The organism is Pseudidiomarina salinarum (assembly GCF_000753715.1).
GTDB lineage: Bacteria > Pseudomonadota > Gammaproteobacteria > Enterobacterales > Alteromonadaceae > Pseudidiomarina > Pseudidiomarina salinarum.
Map to the genome: position 1 here is coordinate 86,015 of NZ_JPER01000003.1, position 14,628 is coordinate 100,642.

A 14,628-nucleotide genomic window follows, 5' to 3' on the forward strand; every position below is an offset into this window, starting at 1 on the left:
ACTCAGATGCACTCCGCAGTTGTATATGCTTCTGCGTTGACTAAGTTCCGAAGAGAAGTTTGTTTACTAAACACCAAGGCAACATTATTACCACCAAATGCGAAAGAATTGCTTAAACAGTGATGCACTGGAGTTAGTTCTTCTGTAGCTGTGTGGTAAAGGTTAATCGGTGTAATGCCAGGGTCTAGCTGGCCGTCCCAAACATGGAGCGGGCGTGCTCCGGAATTGGCGCGCAAGGTAAGCCAGCATATTGCTGCTTCAATAGCGCCGGCAGCTCCAAGGGTATGGCCGGTAACGGCCTTCGTTGAACTAGCAGTAACTTGGTCTGCGCCAATAGCATTAATGGCATTGCTCTCCATGGAGTCGTTTAGCGGCGTACCCGTACCGTGCAAGTTAATGTAGTCTAGCTGGGCAGCCTCAATGCCGGCGTCGGCCAAGGCCGTCTGTATGGCCATGACTGCACCGCGGCCCTCGGGTTCCGGAGCGGTCATATGGTATGCGTCAGAGCTGTGACCGGCACCGCTAAGTATGACCTGTGGTTGCGTAAGATCAATGGGCTCTCTGGTGGCGATAAAAAGCGCGGCACCTTCACCGATATTAATACCATCCCGGTTACGGCTAAAGGGATGGCAATATTTTGAAGCAACCGACTCCAACGCCGAGAAACCATTTAATGTCAACCGGCATAGGGAGTCGACGCCTCCAACGATAACCGCATCAACAAGCTCGGATCGGAGCATAGCACGCGCACTCATCAATGCACGTGCGCTTGAGGAGCAAGCCGTTGAAATACTGTAACTGGGGCCATCGACACCTGCAAGTTGAGCAATAAACGCCGCGGGTGCATACATCTCTTGCATAGAATAGTGAAACGATTCGGGAAGCATCTGGTTCTGCTGATATTGAGCCAATGCGGCTTCGCCCTCGCGAATACCTGAAGTGCTAGAACCGATAATTACGCCAATACGATCCGAACCAAAACGTTGCTTAAGTTGGTCAACCTGTGTGGCAATTTGCTCGAACGCTGCAGCAACAAGTTGATTGTTGCGAGTTGCCATATTATCCGGAAATTTTGATAAGGGGGTTAAAACCGTGTCATCGACCTGGCCGGCGATTTGCAGCTGACCACCATGAACCGTTAACAAGCACTTGCGCATCCCTCTGCGCGAGCCCTCTATCGCCGATTGCCAGACCTGCTCCGGGCCATTTCCAAGTGCGCAAATGATACCGAGTTTGGATAACACCATAAATCAATGATCCTGTTCCGCTTGTTCTAATTTAAGTTCTTCAAGCAATACCACCCGCAATGTGTAGCCTCCCGCAATGTTTTCAATAACTACCCCTCCCACATCCACGGTGGACAGCCAGATGACGTCACCTTTCGCATTTATCACCGTTCTTTTATTGCTTATTTGGTTAATATACCCACCTTTAAGTTGCTGCTGCAGACTAGGGACCGGCCACTGATGAAGCTGCATATCCGCCACCACAGCTTTTGCCAGCTGGGGCTGGTTAAAAGGTTCCAAACCGCTCGTTTGCAGCGGGCTGCCAGGAGTCATTTTTACCCGCCACAACTCCTGACCAAGCGGCGACAAGCCAATCAGAAGAACGCGACTGACATCTAGTGCGCTAGTGACCAACATAGTTCGCGGCATATATGCCGGGTGCGACCATGTCACTTGGTGCAATTGCTGAACTGGTGTGTGGGGCCAATGCTTAAGCAGCTGTAGCTGCACATCTTTAGTCAGCGCTACGTGAGCCGACAGATTATCTGGCGCGAGTTGGCAGCCTTGGATCAGCATGAGACTTGTTATAAGTATTGCGACTCGAACTCTCATCAGCTGCTACATAACTCAGCGAGAACATTCAAGCGCCGTTTGCTCTCTCGAACGTAAGGATTGTCTGTATCCCAAGCATAACCAGCTAAGATGGAACAGATCATGGCTTTCACTTCCGTCTGTTGCTGTTTATAGAAAATAACCTTTTGAAAACGGGTATCGTACCAACCTTTCACGAAGCTATGAAAGGTTGATATTCCTTTTCGAAGCGCTACGCTGTAATCTTTTTCCCAGTCTACAAATTCACCATTCAACTCGCGCAGCACTAATGGCACTGCCAGAGATGAAGACTTCAAAGCAATTGTTACCCCCGATGAAAATACAGGATCGAGAAATTCTCCGGCGTTGCCAAGTAGCGCAAAACGGTCTCCGTAAAGAGTGCGCACATTGGCTGAATAGCCAGTAATCATTTGCTCAGGTCGAATGACCCGGTAATCACCAAGCACTTCGAGCAAATGAGTTTCTTCATTAATCCGTTGCCACAAAGCATCTTTTGCATCCCGGTTATGGGCAAAATACTCGACACCACCTACGACGCCGATACTTGCGGTACCGTCTGCGAATGGGATCAGCCAGAACCAGATCTCCGGCTTTGTTGGGTGAACGGTAATTAAAATTTTATTACGATCGAAAGCTCCGCCACTTAAGTCAGTCTTAACATGACAGAAGGCGGCCTGACGAACCGGGAAGTCCGATGGATATTCAAGCTTAAGTAAGCGAGGCAAAACACGGCCAAAACCGCTGGCATCAAGCAAGTAGCTCCCCCGGATAAGGTGCGTACTTCCATCGCTGTCATGCTCAGCCTCTACAGCAACAAAATCTGGATCTGAAAAATCAACCGCCTTCACAGTATAGCCGTGGTGAATTTCCGCACCGTAATCCGCCGCTCCATTAGCAAGCAGACTGTCGAATAACTCGCGTTTTACCTGATAAGTAGTGCCGGGGCCAAGTGAGGATTTTTTTTCAAAATCGAAAAAAACATGCTCTCCTTTATGATGAAATACTGCACCATTCTTTAACTGGAACCCTAAAGCGAGGGCTTCAGTATTAACTGCGTTAAGTAGACCGGCCTCTTCAAGGTAAATCATACATTGAGGTAGTAAACTTTCTCCGATAGAGAAGCGCGGGAAATGTTGGCGCTCAAGTACAATCACCGATTTCCCCGCTTGGGCTAACATAGCAGCGGCAGTCGCACCGGCGGGGCCAGCTCCAATGATGATAACGTCGTAGTCAGACAACTTAAATTCCATTTTTACGCACCCACATTATTAATTCGATGAATTTCTGGCTGAGAAATACATGGTGCGAGTAGCGCACTGAACAATACCCCCCATAATACCACGTGGCCAAAAGCTGCGATCGCCGGAGTAGAGCTGAAACTCAGTGCGCCAAATGCGGTTGCAGTAGTTAGCGCCGACAAACTAATGCCCTGCAAAACATGGCCCCGTTCTGCTTTGCTCGCGCAAAAGATTCCGTAGTCCAGCCCCAAAACGAGAACCAGAATCGCGCCCACCCAGTGAAACACATTAAGCGCCTGTGTCTGCATGGCAATAAATAACGTTAGGCTTAGCGCTGTTACCACAACAGCAATCACTTGCGTACTCAGCAGCGCGCGCTGAAACCAGCTGCATTGCGGACGCAGGCGTAGGATGAGTACTAACCACGAAATCATGAGTAGGACCAAGAGCCATTCTTCAAGTTTACCGCGGTATTTACCAAGAGCAGTTGATGCCTCCTGCAACGGATTGAAAAGTTCAACATGCGGATGCTTGGTAAGTTCTCGCTCCCACATTTCATACTGCTGAACACCCGCCAGGCGAATTACCCCTAGGTAGCCGTCTGGCTGGACCTGCACCGGCAAGGCGTATACGAACATGCCAAACAGTGGGTGCGTTTCAGGGGCAGGAAGTGGTCCTGCCTGTGGCACTGTATCGAGGCCCAGCCAGTCCAGATAAGCTTGACCAGCAGGCTCGTTCCAAAGTTGGCGCTGTGCTTGAAGTGCACGTTGTTGCTGGCTTGCGGGTTGAACATAGTCAAATAGGCTTTGCCAGCGGTTAAGCAGGCCCTGCTGTCGCCATTCAGGTAGCAGCCCGGCAATTTCGGCATAGCGGGCCAACAGCTGTACTTGATCGGGTGCCGTAATCAGTAAAACATCAGCGTCAAAATATACCCCGGTAACCTGACGCAGGTGTTGTTCTTGTGCAAGCAACTCGGGGGGAGAGCTGGCGAGTTGTCGGACGGAGTCATTACTCTCATAGTGGTACAGCGTTAAGCCGGCGGCTGAAAAGGCAATCGCTACAAGAACAAACGGGGAAAGTGGGTGTTGCAAACGGCGATAGCCTTGCTCAACACAATCATGGATCTTCTTCCATACGGGCGCTGGAGGTTTTAATTTACTCATTCGCGGGATCATAACCACGACAAGTACTAGTACGGTTAATAATGCGCTCGCCATAAATACGCCGAGTTGCTGCAGCAAAGGGAGTGGTAACAGTATTAGCAGTATATAACCAAAAATAGTTGTAAGGCCGCCCAACCAGAGGGCTGGAAGGATATTACGCCAACTTTTCGGTCCGTGGCTTGAAGCGATGCTGGCATGAAATACATAATCGATGCACAGACCTACAAGCGTAGTTGCGAAAACTAATGTCAGAACGTGCGGTTCATCGAAAGTAATCAGTAACGCTGTTAAGCCGACAAAGCTGGAAGCGCAAAGTGTAGCGAATGTAAACAGTAATTGCTGGATGGAGCGAAATACCCATATAAGCATGAGTACTACAAAAAAGATGGACAGGCCGCCGAACAGCGCCATTTCGTATTTTGCTTGCGTTGCTGCGGCACTGGCATGAAATACTAAACCGCTGCGCGCTATTTGGACTTCAGGAAACGCATCGGCAACCGCCTTTAATTCTTCTTCTATCCGTTCAACCACCTCCTGAGATTGTGACTGACTCAGCATATCTGCGCCGCTTGAAAGGACCAGTATGAATTCCCGGCGCTGGTCATTGTTGCGCAAATGTAGCGGCGCTTCGTAATGGAATCCAGGCAACAGATCCGGCAACTGTTCTATAAAATTTTGGCTAAGCAACAAGGGGTCACGGACGATATCAGTCAAAATTGGTGACGGCTGCTGCAAGCGACGTTGTGCCGCTTCAACAATCTCTGCGGGGTGTGTCTGAAGACGGTTAAGGTCACTGTTAGTAGCATAGCGTCCAGAATTCTGGCGATAGAATGCAAGAAGCGGTTCAAGAGAAAGTTGTCGGTTTGGGCTAATAGCCGGCGAGCCATTTGCTAGCTTGGGTAGCATCTCACCAAGTAGGTGCTGTTGCAGTTCGTCAGCTTTCTGGTCAGATATTTTGAACCAAAGCAATAGCTGCTGTTCGTTGGGTTGCTGACTATCTTGATATGCCTGATGGTAAGGGTTGGTGTCGTCAGGTAAAGTGCCTAGCAAGCTGCTCTGCCAACTAGCTTTTTGGTTGCCATACATGAAGAGCATCATGATTAGAATACCGGGTATCAGAGCCCACCTCAGCCCACGGCTACGCATATTATGAACTGGCCTCATCACTATAGTAGAGCTGAATGACGCTGCTATTTCCGGCAGGCTCTTTTAGCCTGATGGTATCCAATTTCGGTGAGCCACAGCTTTCAATACTTTGAATAAAGCGAGCAACCGATTCGTTACGCGGCTTAAGCTCAATACAAGGTTGGCGAATGGCATAATAAAAGTTTCGCTCAATTTTCTTCACATCACCGCTTAAGACAGCCATAAGCAACCTTGCGATAATTTCACTACCGCGGAAGTTAGTATCGCTGTGTTTATCCACGATACCTTCTGCTGACACTACTAAAAGCTGCTGTACGGGATGTGTTGTTCGCCATTCAATGTTGTCCTCACTAATGTTCAGCGTTCCCTTGCTTATTAGCGGGCGAGGTAGGCCCTGGATAGTCCGCGTCTGCTCAAAGCGGAACAGAGCGGGTAATGTTAGCTGCTGTTCTTTGATAAATTCAGACAAGGATGGTTTTTCTGCGGGCAGTGGTTCTGCCACGCTTCCCGAAATCAGTGTAAACGCAGCCAAAAATGCTAATTTCATGTGCAACGCTCCACACCCAGTTTTTTTAACAGAATATCCGGTGACTCGAATAACATCTCTTGTGTTTTAATATCAACTGCAACCTGAATACTAGTGGCTTTCGTGAGCACCTTGCGGGTTACGCAACAGCGAATAATATAGTCAATCCGTAAACGGTGCTCCCACTCCACCAGGGTTGCGGTTACTTCAATTTCCTGACCGTAAATCGCCGAGGCCACATACTTTAAGCGCAAATCGACAATTGGCCATATATGACCGTTGGCGCGCATTGTCGGATAATCGTAATCGAATAAGCGCAACAACTCGCTGCGTGTCATCTCAATATATTTTACATAATGCCCGTGCCAGACTACATGCATAGCATCGACGTCAAAAAAAGGTACATTTATATTCAGCTTAGCTTGATGCATATTAATCCTCGTATAAAGCCCAGGGCTGTTGCCGGATCTTCCTAAGCCATGAACGCAGCTCGAGTTCAAGCGGGCGATCTTCAGTCAACAACTCAAATTCTTTGGCGATATCACTTAACATGCTCTCGACAGCAGCAGCTGGCTTGCGCAGCTCGTCGGCTTGTTGACGCCGTAGCTGGACACCTTGGTAAGCCGCTAACAGTGTGGCGACAATAACCTGCTCGGTTAACTCCAGTACACGCAAACAGTCTCGTGCGGCAATGGTTCCCATGCTCACTTTGTCTTGGTTATGGCACTCAGTGGAACGTGAAAAAACACTGGCAGGCATGGTCAATTTTAAGGCCTCAGCAGTCCATGCCGAGCAGCCTATTTGGACGGCCTTAAATCCGTGATTAATGGCCCGCCGCTCCGGGCTAGCCGCGGACAAATTGGCTGGTAGTCCATTATTCATTTTTGTATCCATCAATAACGCCATCTGTCGATCGTGCAAATCAGCAAGATTTGCAACGGCGGTTTTCATGGAGTCCATAGCCATGGCTATGTGGCCGCCGTAGAAATGCCCCCCGTGCAATACGTGTTCGCCTATACCGTCAATAATCGGATTGTCATTCGCACTATTAAGTTCATTTTCAATGGTTTCACGGAACCATGGTAGTGCATCGCGCAACACACCAGTAACATGCGGGGCACAGCGAATGGAGTAACGGTCCTGCAGCCGATCGGAGTTTCGCGGGTGTTCTACATGATTAATGTCATGCTGAATCCAGCGCGCAATTTGTTGCTGCCCCCGATGCGGTTTAACAGCGAAAAGCAACTCATCAAAATGGTTGCTATTACCATCAAGTGCAATGCTTGCAAGAGACGTAATACGTGCTGACAGCCTAGTCAGATATTCGGCACGATGCCAAGCTTGGCAGGCCAATGCGGTCATTACAGCCGTCCCATTCATAATTGCCAGGCCTTCTTTCGGCCGTAGCTTTAAGGGGGAGAGACCCAACTGTTGAAAGGCTTCACTACTATTAATTTGGCTACCTTTAAACCAGACATCGCGTTCGCCAATCAATGCGCCTGCCACATATGACAGAGGCGTTAAATCGCCGCTGGCGCCAACGCTACCTTCTTGCGGAATAACGGGTAAGATTGATTCATTCAACATTAAGGTCAAGCGTTCCAGCAGTTCCCAGCTTACCCCAGAATAACCTTGTGCGAGGGAGCATAATCTTGTCGCCAGAATAGCTCTCGAGGTTGGTTGATCAAAGTGCTCGCCGAGTCCGCAACCATGAAAGCGTGTCAAATGAACAGGCAGTTCGTAAACGAGGTGAGCGGGAACAGTGACGGTGCAGCTATCTCCATAGCCCGTAGTGACGCCATAAATAACACCATCCTCTTCGAGCAGAGCATCTAAAAACCGTATCCCCGCATCAATGCGGGCGCGCATGGCGGGATCATCGCTCAGCCGTGCCCGGCATTCGGGCTGAGTAAGCGCGATGATGTCTTCGATGGTAAGGCGTTTCCCACCAACTGGAATGGTCCGAGTAGACATTGACTAGCTATCCTTATGCTGTTGCCAGAAGTTATAAAAATTAAACCATTGATACGGATAGAGCCGACACAGGTATTCGAGCTGCGCCACGTATTGGCCTAGAACCCGCTGTAATAGCTGGTGACGATTACGGCGAGGCAGTCGTAGCTGCTCAGTGGCTAAATCGAGGTACAAGTGATAATTAGCCTGGTGGGGGCTGCGCAAGAAAAAAAAGAAGTATACCGGGCACTCGAGAATGCTGGCTAAAACCCAAGGACCGATAGCAAAATCGGCGGGCATTCCCAAAAAGTGGTGACGAACACTTTGTTCTGGTCGCGTCACAGAAACGCGGTCACCGACAATAACTACCAATTCACCTTGATCAACGCGTTCACGCAGCATGATTGTCAAAGCCATGTCAATTTCAGTAACTTGGATCAGGTCGATTGCTACGTTGCCGTTAAGCTCCTGCAAGGCGCGGTTAAATGACTGAGCATGTTGTGTAAAAACCAAGATGTTCATGCGTTTTTTATAAGTTTGATTAGCCACCGCTCGAGCCACCTCGATATTGCCCAAATGACTCCCAATAAGTATACCGCCGCGGGAACTGTTTTCTAAGTCGGTAAAATGTATGCTCCCACAGTTTTTTATTCCGCGTTTGTTTACTTTACCAATCCAGGCATCAGTTTTTTCTACCACTGACAAGCCGAACTGCCAAAAATGGCGCAGGCTGTTCAGCGAGGTCGGTGCGCTTGTAAAGGGCGAGGCGTCACCACTAAATATATGCAGACGAGTTAAATAGTTTTTTGAGGCTCGTCGAGCCTTTTTGCTCGTCAAAAAGAAATAGAAAATGATTGGCATCAGCATGAAACGCATAATCCAGCGACCACCATACTTGTAGGCGCGAAGGACAAATATAATGCCCCAGTAATTGCCGCGTTCCTGAGTTTTAGCCCAATGTTGCATCATCAATTCCGCTTTAATTTACGGGCGATCAGCGCGGGGGATCGTAGCAACATTCCGAAAAACAAACGCGTATGCATCTTAGTAATACGCCAGTTGTCTTCCAGTGGCCTGAAATGGGAGCGGCCTCCTTTAGGATAGATGACCGGTGTTTTTATAAAAATAATTGGCGTTTGACGCCAATACATACGCACCATGAGTTCGATATCAAAGTCCATTCGCCTACCAATTGTTTTTGTTTCCATAGTTGCAAGCGTCGCCTCAAGAGGGTAAACCCGAAATCCACACATAGTGTCTTTAACCTTGAACGAAAGCGTTTCGACATGTACCCAAAAGTGGGTGATCTGACGACCAATTTTACGTGATAAGGGCATGGATTCATCATATTGCGGCCAGCCGCTGATTAGCGCCAGCGGGCTGTTATTAGCGGCGGCAAGAAAAGTCGGTATATCGTCATGATTGTGTTGGCCATCGGCATCAATTTGCAACGCGTGGGTCAGACCAGCGGTGACAGCTTGATGAAACCCAAACATGACCGCTGCACCTTTACCTAAATTCTTCGGAAGGTTGAAAAGTCTAACGCTAAGCGGATAATCATTCACTAGACCGGTCAGTGCGTATTTTGTACTTATGTCGGAACCATCATCGATAATAAGAATGGGCATATCGAAACGCAGTAATTGTTCGACGGTTGCGCGAATCGTCTCGTGATGGTTATAAATTGGGATTACAAAACAGCATTGTATCATACTGTCTTACCATCTGAATAAATCAGCCGTCCGGATGAAAATGAAGCATCGCGCCCGCTATAACGGAACACTACACAGTTTTCTCTTTTCAGTTGAAGAGTTAAGGTGATAAGAGCTTCGGGCAGGATCATGTCATTAAACTTCAAAACTTCGACCGTTTGAACCGAGCGATCGGTGCCCCAATGATCAGCCGCCAGCTGGATGGCCCAGTCCAATTGCGTGACACCGGGTAGAATTGGGGCTCCGGGGAAATGCCCTTGTAGATAGATGGTGTCTGGGGCTAAAGTGAATGAAAAGGTAAGTAAGGGATGGTTATCCTCGGTCACCCCGATATTAACTTTCTCGAACTTCGGATATATAGGGTTCAACATTCTGGATTTTCCACAAACAAGCGACTTAGTGCCGCCTGTGTTATTTTTCCTGTATCGTTGTACGGCATCCTCTCAACATAGCGAAACCTGCGCGGTAATACCACTGGTTCAAAACGATGGCTAAGATGATGCCGCAACATCTGCCGGATCCCAAAGCGTCCCTCGCGGTACAACATGGCCTCCCCCGCGTCGTTTAACGTGATAACCAAACCGAGTTCGGCGCGTGTTTGCCCTTCAAGCACGCAGCACTTCGCTTGCTTTACCCAGTGCAATTGTTCGGCCAATGCTTCCATTTCGTTAAGTGACAGACGCTTTTCCGCAAGCTTTATAACGCGATCAGCGCGCCCGAGTATTACAAACTCGGCCTTGCTAAGTAAGCTTACTTTGTCACTCGTGGTGTACCATTCTGGTCCGGCTAGATGAGGGGAACGAACCCGCAGCAACTGATCCTTCCCACTAGCTATCTCGATGGTTTCAAACACATGAAACGGCTGGTTAAATGTATAGCTTTGACGCCATGCTATGCCGCCTGTTTCCGTACTGCCATAGACCTCAATAGGCGGCTGAATTTGTGCAGTAATAAAGGCTTCTGAAATCTCGGATGGCAACGGCCCACCTGACGAAAAGACTCCCTGCAAGGCTCCAGGAAATTCGCATACGCATATCGCCTGACTAAAATGCTCGAGGTGCGCAGGGCTGCTGACCATCACATAAGAGCGCTCTGCAGTCCGGTGATACCGCTGCCATTGTTCGGGGTATTCGATCCGAGTTCTGGCAACATTGCGTCCTGCACAAAGCGGCCAAAGGACAGTAAACAGCAGACCATAAATATGTTGATGAGTTATGGTGGTGACGACTTCACTGGTGCCGAGTTGCTTCCCGAATGTAGCTTCTAATGTCTGCACTTCACAGAATAACTGCCGCAATGTTTTGTGCACGGCTTTAGGCTCACCATTGGAGCCGGAGGTATAAAACACGACTTGCGAGGTCAGCGCTCCGCGCAATTCAAGCGACCCTCCCCAAGCACTATAAGGATCAGGTGGCCCCGAGGGAACAACAGCATCTGCGCATGCACGCAGGTTTTTGAGCGTGTCAGGCTGCCCATTACTAGGTAAAATCGGAGTTTTACTTTCGCATAGCAAAGCAATTAGCCAAACACAAAAGTCGTTTCGTTGCGGTTGGTGAAGTAACCATCGTTGCGCCTGGTGCGCAGTAAGATACGCACGGGCCGAAGCAATTTGATGCGCAAAACTCTCCCAGTTGGGCCCCCGCGGCAGGTTAATTCGCCAATTGTTAGTGTCGGTGCTTAACCACACGGCGGATACTCCATTCAAGAGCCATTAATATACCCATCAAGACATACGAGATGATACCGTTATAAATTGTCCACAGCGCCATGTTTCCTGATTGAACCGTCCACCAGGCAATCGCGCCGTTGAACGCAAAAAAGACTGCCCACACAAGCGTTACCCGTTCGGTATAGCGAATTGCTGCAGGAGACAGTTCGCCATCCATCAAGCGAGCCAAACGGGTAATAATGGCCGGTGGCCTTATCAGGGTTCCAACAAAAATAAAGAGCATAATAGCGCTCATCCATACGGGGTAATACATAACGCTGACTAAAGGGTCAAATAACCAAGCCATCAGTCCAATCATAGCTAGTGCTGAAAGTGCGATGTAACTACGAGGGTTTCCTAGGCCGAAACTCAGTACCTGTAATATTAGAGCAGTAGCTAACACGAAAAACAGCGAATAGATGTAACCATGTTGCACGAACGCCCATACTATTAGAGGGTACGCAATGAGCAGACCAGTGGTGGCAAGACGCAGAAGGTTAGGCACTAATTAGCCATGAAATAGTTTATAAACTTCGTCTACGATATCACCGACAGTGCGCACCGTTTTAAACGCATCCGGGCTGATCTTTTTGCCCGTGATCTCACGTAGCTTAACAACGAGGTCTACTGCATCAATGCTATCGAGATCAAGCTCTTCGTATAGATTCGCGTCGAAGCTGATGTTTTTTGCATCTATCTCAAAGTCTTCGGAGAGAATTTGTTTAAGTTGCGCGTATATTTCATCTTTGGTTTGCATTGCTTTTCTTACCTATCCTCGTTGGCTAATATAAAGTCAGCTAGACTATTGACGCTATAAAAATGTGCTTTAGTTTCGGCAGCATTGGCGTCCAGTTTAACGCCAAACTTTTTCTTAACGGCTAGTCCGAATTCAAGAGCATCAATTGAATCAAGGCCCAGCCCATTGTCATATTCACTAAACAGTGGGGCGCTATCATCAATATCGCTGGCGCTCACATCTTCAAGATCTAGCGACTCGATAATGAGTGCTTTGATTTCCTGGTTCAGGCTGTTCATTAATTTCTAGTACCTTGTCGTAGTAAGTTTGCAAATCGCGAGTCAGCCGACGTGCCGCTATACTCACTTTGTTGTTGGCTGTTTGATATTGCGTAATATCAAACTCTCGCAAGTACTGAATTGCCAGCGTGGGTTTTCGAATAGGCGCGCAATACCAAGGCTCATTTTTTAACAGCGTTGGAGGGTCACAAAGAATCCTAAATGTGATCAGATTCTTTTGAGTACGTAGTGCCAAATTCGCAGCTCCACGCCGAAAGCGAACGGAGTTACCTGGAGCAGTTCGTGTACCCTCAGGAAAAATGACTAAGTTATTACCTTGATCTAACGACCGTTTACAGTCTGCAATTAGGCCCTCTGGGTCACCGTTACTAATATATCCAGTTGATCTGATCACGCCCCGCATAAAGGGATTGCGCCACAAATGTGCTTTTACCACGCAGTCTGCGTTGGGCACCAAGGAAATTAACGCTACCACATCGATGAGGCTGGGGTGATTGGCGATAACTATCTTTCCCCGAATATTTTTGGTTTCCTCAAGAGCCTTAAAATCAAAATTGAACACCCCGCTAAAACGCATAAGTTTAATAAAAACAACAAAGCTTTTCTTTACGAGTTGGCGAGCGAGCCGTTGGCGCAAGTCTTCATCCCCTTTAGCTCGTAACCGAAGTAACGGCAATGCGGTAACAGACAAGACGATACCGCCCAAACCAAAAACTGCAAAACAAAAGCCAGTCATTAACCTACGCCAGGTACGTTCTATAAATTGAGGGCTACGACTGAACATGCCAACTCCAGTCGTTCAATTCTGTCTTCATCCGGACATGAGTGGAACTGCCCTGCAGCGCTTCATGCAGAGCTCTCGCAACCAAAATGGTATTACTTCTTTCACTGTGGGCAGCAGCTCCGTGTTTCGATTTACGCTGCAGGGTGACCGAGCGAAAGTTTATATTATTTTCGAGCGTGAGCAATGCTGCGAAAGCGATTCCTTGGGCAGGACTGTCGCACTGCAGGCTATAAGGTTCCGGTGGATGCTCGTCCGCATATACGACAAGTACCGCGGGATTGTCTTGTAGCTGTAAATAACCCTCTAACCAAGCCGCAGCAAAAGAATCTTCCCCTGCGCTAATAGTTGTCATCCCCTGCTGATTGTTGGTAATCACGCTCAGCTGACCTAAAACAGCATTATTGACCGATAAGCAGAATTGTGTCGGAGAAAGAGGTTCATTGGCAACTAACTGTTTTAACAAGTCGATAGTTCGGTGCAAATCACCATGACGACTCGCAAGAACGACCGGTACGCCGCGGCTGGAAGGATACTGGTCTAGCACTTCAAAAATCACAGCCATTATCATTTTTGCATAGCCGCTCAAACGACGGCGCGTAGCTGCCGGAATAATTGCAAGTGTTTGTGCAGAGACTGCTTCGGCCGGGCCCAGTAAAACTGCGCTGGCAGCAACGAAAATATTCATGATTTAAAAATTCTGCTGTGGAGAAGACGCTGACGAAATGTAGGCTCGATAATACACAAGATGCCGCATCTTTTCAAAAATCTAACAATTAATTTGGATGTTTTTATCAGCCATTTCTGTAACGCCCTGATAACCGGTCAATCTCAGAGAGACTTACCTTGTTTTGGCGGGATTCCGGATACAGCAGGTAGGCGCACAGTATAATTACTGCGCGCGCCGGCAGATCGCTTATCTCGATAGTCTCTCGATCTGTAATAAAGCATTAATATCGTTATTCAGATTAGTGACCCAGCTATTGTAACTTGGGTGAATACGGTTATTTTTTTTATCTAAATTACTAGAATCTACATAAATGATTGAATAGCTGTCAGCTGAATAGGGAATGCGTACAATCGCTTGATGAGTGCGAATATTTAGGGTCGCATGTAGCTCGTCCTCCGACGGTTCTGAGATCACCCACCCACGCTTGGAAGCAGCTTCGATGATTGCCGTACGTACGTCTTCTTTGTTCAGCGAATTACTGACAACCGTGTCTTTGACCTGCATGATAGGCGCTGTACTGCGACAGCCCGCTAAGAATACTACCGTCAACAGGACAAACGAAAAAGCTTTTAGGGTAAGTTTCATTCTTTATATCCTTATATTTTAATCTTATGGATGGGAATGCTAAACGGGCACAATATACTTGTCCGGCTGATTCGTCGCAACAGAATTTCCTTGGTGGTGCATATTTCTGCAAAATATCTGTTAAATGTTAAAGGCATTTAATAGCGATTAAAAAATTGGCGATAATGCGATGAATTCGTGAAAAAAAATTGACCCAATAAATTGCCAACCAAA

The 14,628-nt window shown here is 48.0% G+C and carries 17 protein-coding genes; all 17 read right to left on the bottom strand.

Features of this window, described 5'->3' with window-relative positions; genetic code table 11:
- Positions 1-2: 2 nt before the first annotated feature.
- The gene (locus tag IDSA_RS06680; protein ID WP_051986141.1) at positions 3-1,247 is read right to left on the bottom strand and encodes a beta-ketoacyl-ACP synthase; all 1,245 of its coding nucleotides are present in this window, start codon (positions 1,245-1,247) and stop codon (positions 3-5) included.
- Between the two features lie 3 nt (positions 1,248-1,250).
- Complete coding sequence (locus IDSA_RS12005; RefSeq protein ID WP_157980779.1) at positions 1,251-1,802, bottom strand: DUF3261 domain-containing protein; 552 nt, start codon at positions 1,800-1,802, stop codon at positions 1,251-1,253.
- A gap of 35 nt (positions 1,803-1,837) precedes the next feature.
- Entirely contained in the window at positions 1,838-3,088 is a 1,251-nt protein-coding gene (locus IDSA_RS06690; RefSeq protein WP_034775372.1) for an NAD(P)/FAD-dependent oxidoreductase, read from the bottom strand.
- A 2-nt stretch (positions 3,089-3,090) separates the two neighbouring features.
- The gene (locus tag IDSA_RS06695; RefSeq protein WP_051986142.1) at positions 3,091-5,337 is read right to left on the bottom strand and encodes an MMPL family transporter; all 2,247 of its coding nucleotides are present in this window, start codon (positions 5,335-5,337) and stop codon (positions 3,091-3,093) included.
- A gap of 49 nt (positions 5,338-5,386) precedes the next feature.
- Positions 5,387-5,932: an outer membrane lipoprotein carrier protein LolA gene (locus IDSA_RS06700; protein ID WP_034775373.1), complete on the bottom strand. Its 546-nt coding sequence runs from the start codon at positions 5,930-5,932 to the stop codon at positions 5,387-5,389.
- Positions 5,929-6,342, bottom strand: coding sequence for an acyl-CoA thioesterase (locus tag IDSA_RS06705; protein ID WP_034775375.1), 414 nt, complete (start codon positions 6,340-6,342; stop codon positions 5,929-5,931). The genes IDSA_RS06700 and IDSA_RS06705 overlap by 4 nt, the downstream gene beginning before the upstream one ends.
- 1 nt (position 6,343) lies before the next feature.
- Positions 6,344-7,885, bottom strand: coding sequence for an HAL/PAL/TAL family ammonia-lyase (locus IDSA_RS06710; protein WP_034775376.1), 1,542 nt, complete (start codon positions 7,883-7,885; stop codon positions 6,344-6,346).
- 3 nt (positions 7,886-7,888) lie between these two features.
- The gene (locus IDSA_RS06715) at positions 7,889-8,833 is read right to left on the bottom strand and encodes an LpxL/LpxP family acyltransferase (protein ID WP_232221275.1); all 945 of its coding nucleotides are present in this window, start codon (positions 8,831-8,833) and stop codon (positions 7,889-7,891) included.
- Positions 8,833-9,576, bottom strand: coding sequence for a glycosyltransferase family 2 protein (locus tag IDSA_RS06720; RefSeq protein WP_034775378.1), 744 nt, complete (start codon positions 9,574-9,576; stop codon positions 8,833-8,835). The genes IDSA_RS06715 and IDSA_RS06720 overlap by 1 nt, the downstream gene beginning before the upstream one ends.
- Entirely contained in the window at positions 9,573-9,947 is a 375-nt protein-coding gene (locus tag IDSA_RS06725) for an ApeI family dehydratase (protein WP_051986143.1), read from the bottom strand. The genes IDSA_RS06720 and IDSA_RS06725 overlap by 4 nt, the downstream gene beginning before the upstream one ends.
- Positions 9,941-11,263, bottom strand: a complete 1,323-nt coding sequence (locus IDSA_RS06730; protein ID WP_157980780.1) for an AMP-binding protein — start codon at positions 11,261-11,263, stop codon at positions 9,941-9,943. Before IDSA_RS06730 ends, IDSA_RS06725 begins: the two co-directional genes overlap by 7 nt.
- Complete coding sequence (locus IDSA_RS06735; RefSeq protein WP_232221276.1) at positions 11,241-11,603, bottom strand: COG4648 family protein; 363 nt, start codon at positions 11,601-11,603, stop codon at positions 11,241-11,243. Before IDSA_RS06735 ends, IDSA_RS06730 begins: the two co-directional genes overlap by 23 nt.
- Positions 11,604-11,792: 189 nt before the next feature.
- Positions 11,793-12,041: an acyl carrier protein gene (locus IDSA_RS06740; RefSeq protein WP_034775380.1), complete on the bottom strand. Its 249-nt coding sequence runs from the start codon at positions 12,039-12,041 to the stop codon at positions 11,793-11,795.
- An 8-nt stretch (positions 12,042-12,049) separates the two neighbouring features.
- Positions 12,050-12,319 (bottom strand): phosphopantetheine-binding protein, encoded by a 270-nt coding sequence (locus IDSA_RS06745; protein WP_034775381.1) that lies wholly within the window; start codon positions 12,317-12,319, stop codon positions 12,050-12,052.
- Complete coding sequence (locus IDSA_RS12010; RefSeq protein WP_084694066.1) at positions 12,264-13,103, bottom strand: lysophospholipid acyltransferase family protein; 840 nt, start codon at positions 13,101-13,103, stop codon at positions 12,264-12,266. The genes IDSA_RS06745 and IDSA_RS12010 overlap by 56 nt, the downstream gene beginning before the upstream one ends.
- Positions 13,090-13,788: a beta-ketoacyl synthase chain length factor gene (locus tag IDSA_RS11850; RefSeq protein WP_051986145.1), complete on the bottom strand. Its 699-nt coding sequence runs from the start codon at positions 13,786-13,788 to the stop codon at positions 13,090-13,092. Before IDSA_RS11850 ends, IDSA_RS12010 begins: the two co-directional genes overlap by 14 nt.
- Before the next feature lie 228 nt (positions 13,789-14,016).
- Complete coding sequence (locus IDSA_RS06755) at positions 14,017-14,415, bottom strand: hypothetical protein (RefSeq protein ID WP_034775382.1); 399 nt, start codon at positions 14,413-14,415, stop codon at positions 14,017-14,019.
- Positions 14,416-14,628: the final 213 nt, after the last annotated feature.

Coding starts and splice junctions, on each gene's coding strand:
- IDSA_RS06735 (WP_232221276.1), bottom strand. CDS start 11,603: ATGATTGGACTGATGGCTTGGTTATTTGACCCTTTAGTCAGCGTTATG.
- IDSA_RS06720 (WP_034775378.1), bottom strand. CDS start 9,576: ATGATACAATGCTGTTTTGTAATCCCAATTTATAACCATCACGAGACG.
- IDSA_RS06715 (WP_232221275.1), bottom strand. CDS start 8,833: ATGATGCAACATTGGGCTAAAACTCAGGAACGCGGCAATTACTGGGGC.
- IDSA_RS06710 (WP_034775376.1), bottom strand. CDS start 7,885: ATGTCTACTCGGACCATTCCAGTTGGTGGGAAACGCCTTACCATCGAA.
- IDSA_RS12010 (WP_084694066.1), bottom strand. CDS start 13,103: ATGTTCAGTCGTAGCCCTCAATTTATAGAACGTACCTGGCGTAGGTTA.
- IDSA_RS06700 (WP_034775373.1), bottom strand. CDS start 5,932: ATGAAATTAGCATTTTTGGCTGCGTTTACACTGATTTCGGGAAGCGTG.
- IDSA_RS06690 (WP_034775372.1), bottom strand. CDS start 3,088: ATGGAATTTAAGTTGTCTGACTACGACGTTATCATCATTGGAGCTGGC.
- IDSA_RS06695 (WP_051986142.1), bottom strand. CDS start 5,337: ATGATGCTCTTCATGTATGGCAACCAAAAAGCTAGTTGGCAGAGCAGC.
- IDSA_RS11850 (WP_051986145.1), bottom strand. CDS start 13,788: ATGAATATTTTCGTTGCTGCCAGCGCAGTTTTACTGGGCCCGGCCGAA.
- IDSA_RS06705 (WP_034775375.1), bottom strand. CDS start 6,342: ATGCATCAAGCTAAGCTGAATATAAATGTACCTTTTTTTGACGTCGAT.
- IDSA_RS12005 (WP_157980779.1), bottom strand. CDS start 1,802: ATGCTGATCCAAGGCTGCCAACTCGCGCCAGATAATCTGTCGGCTCAC.
- IDSA_RS06755 (WP_034775382.1), bottom strand. CDS start 14,415: ATGAAACTTACCCTAAAAGCTTTTTCGTTTGTCCTGTTGACGGTAGTA.
- IDSA_RS06725 (WP_051986143.1), bottom strand. CDS start 9,947: ATGTTGAACCCTATATATCCGAAGTTCGAGAAAGTTAATATCGGGGTG.
- IDSA_RS06745 (WP_034775381.1), bottom strand. CDS start 12,319: ATGAACAGCCTGAACCAGGAAATCAAAGCACTCATTATCGAGTCGCTA.
- IDSA_RS06740 (WP_034775380.1), bottom strand. CDS start 12,041: ATGCAAACCAAAGATGAAATATACGCGCAACTTAAACAAATTCTCTCC.
- IDSA_RS06680 (WP_051986141.1), bottom strand. CDS start 1,247: ATGGTGTTATCCAAACTCGGTATCATTTGCGCACTTGGAAATGGCCCG.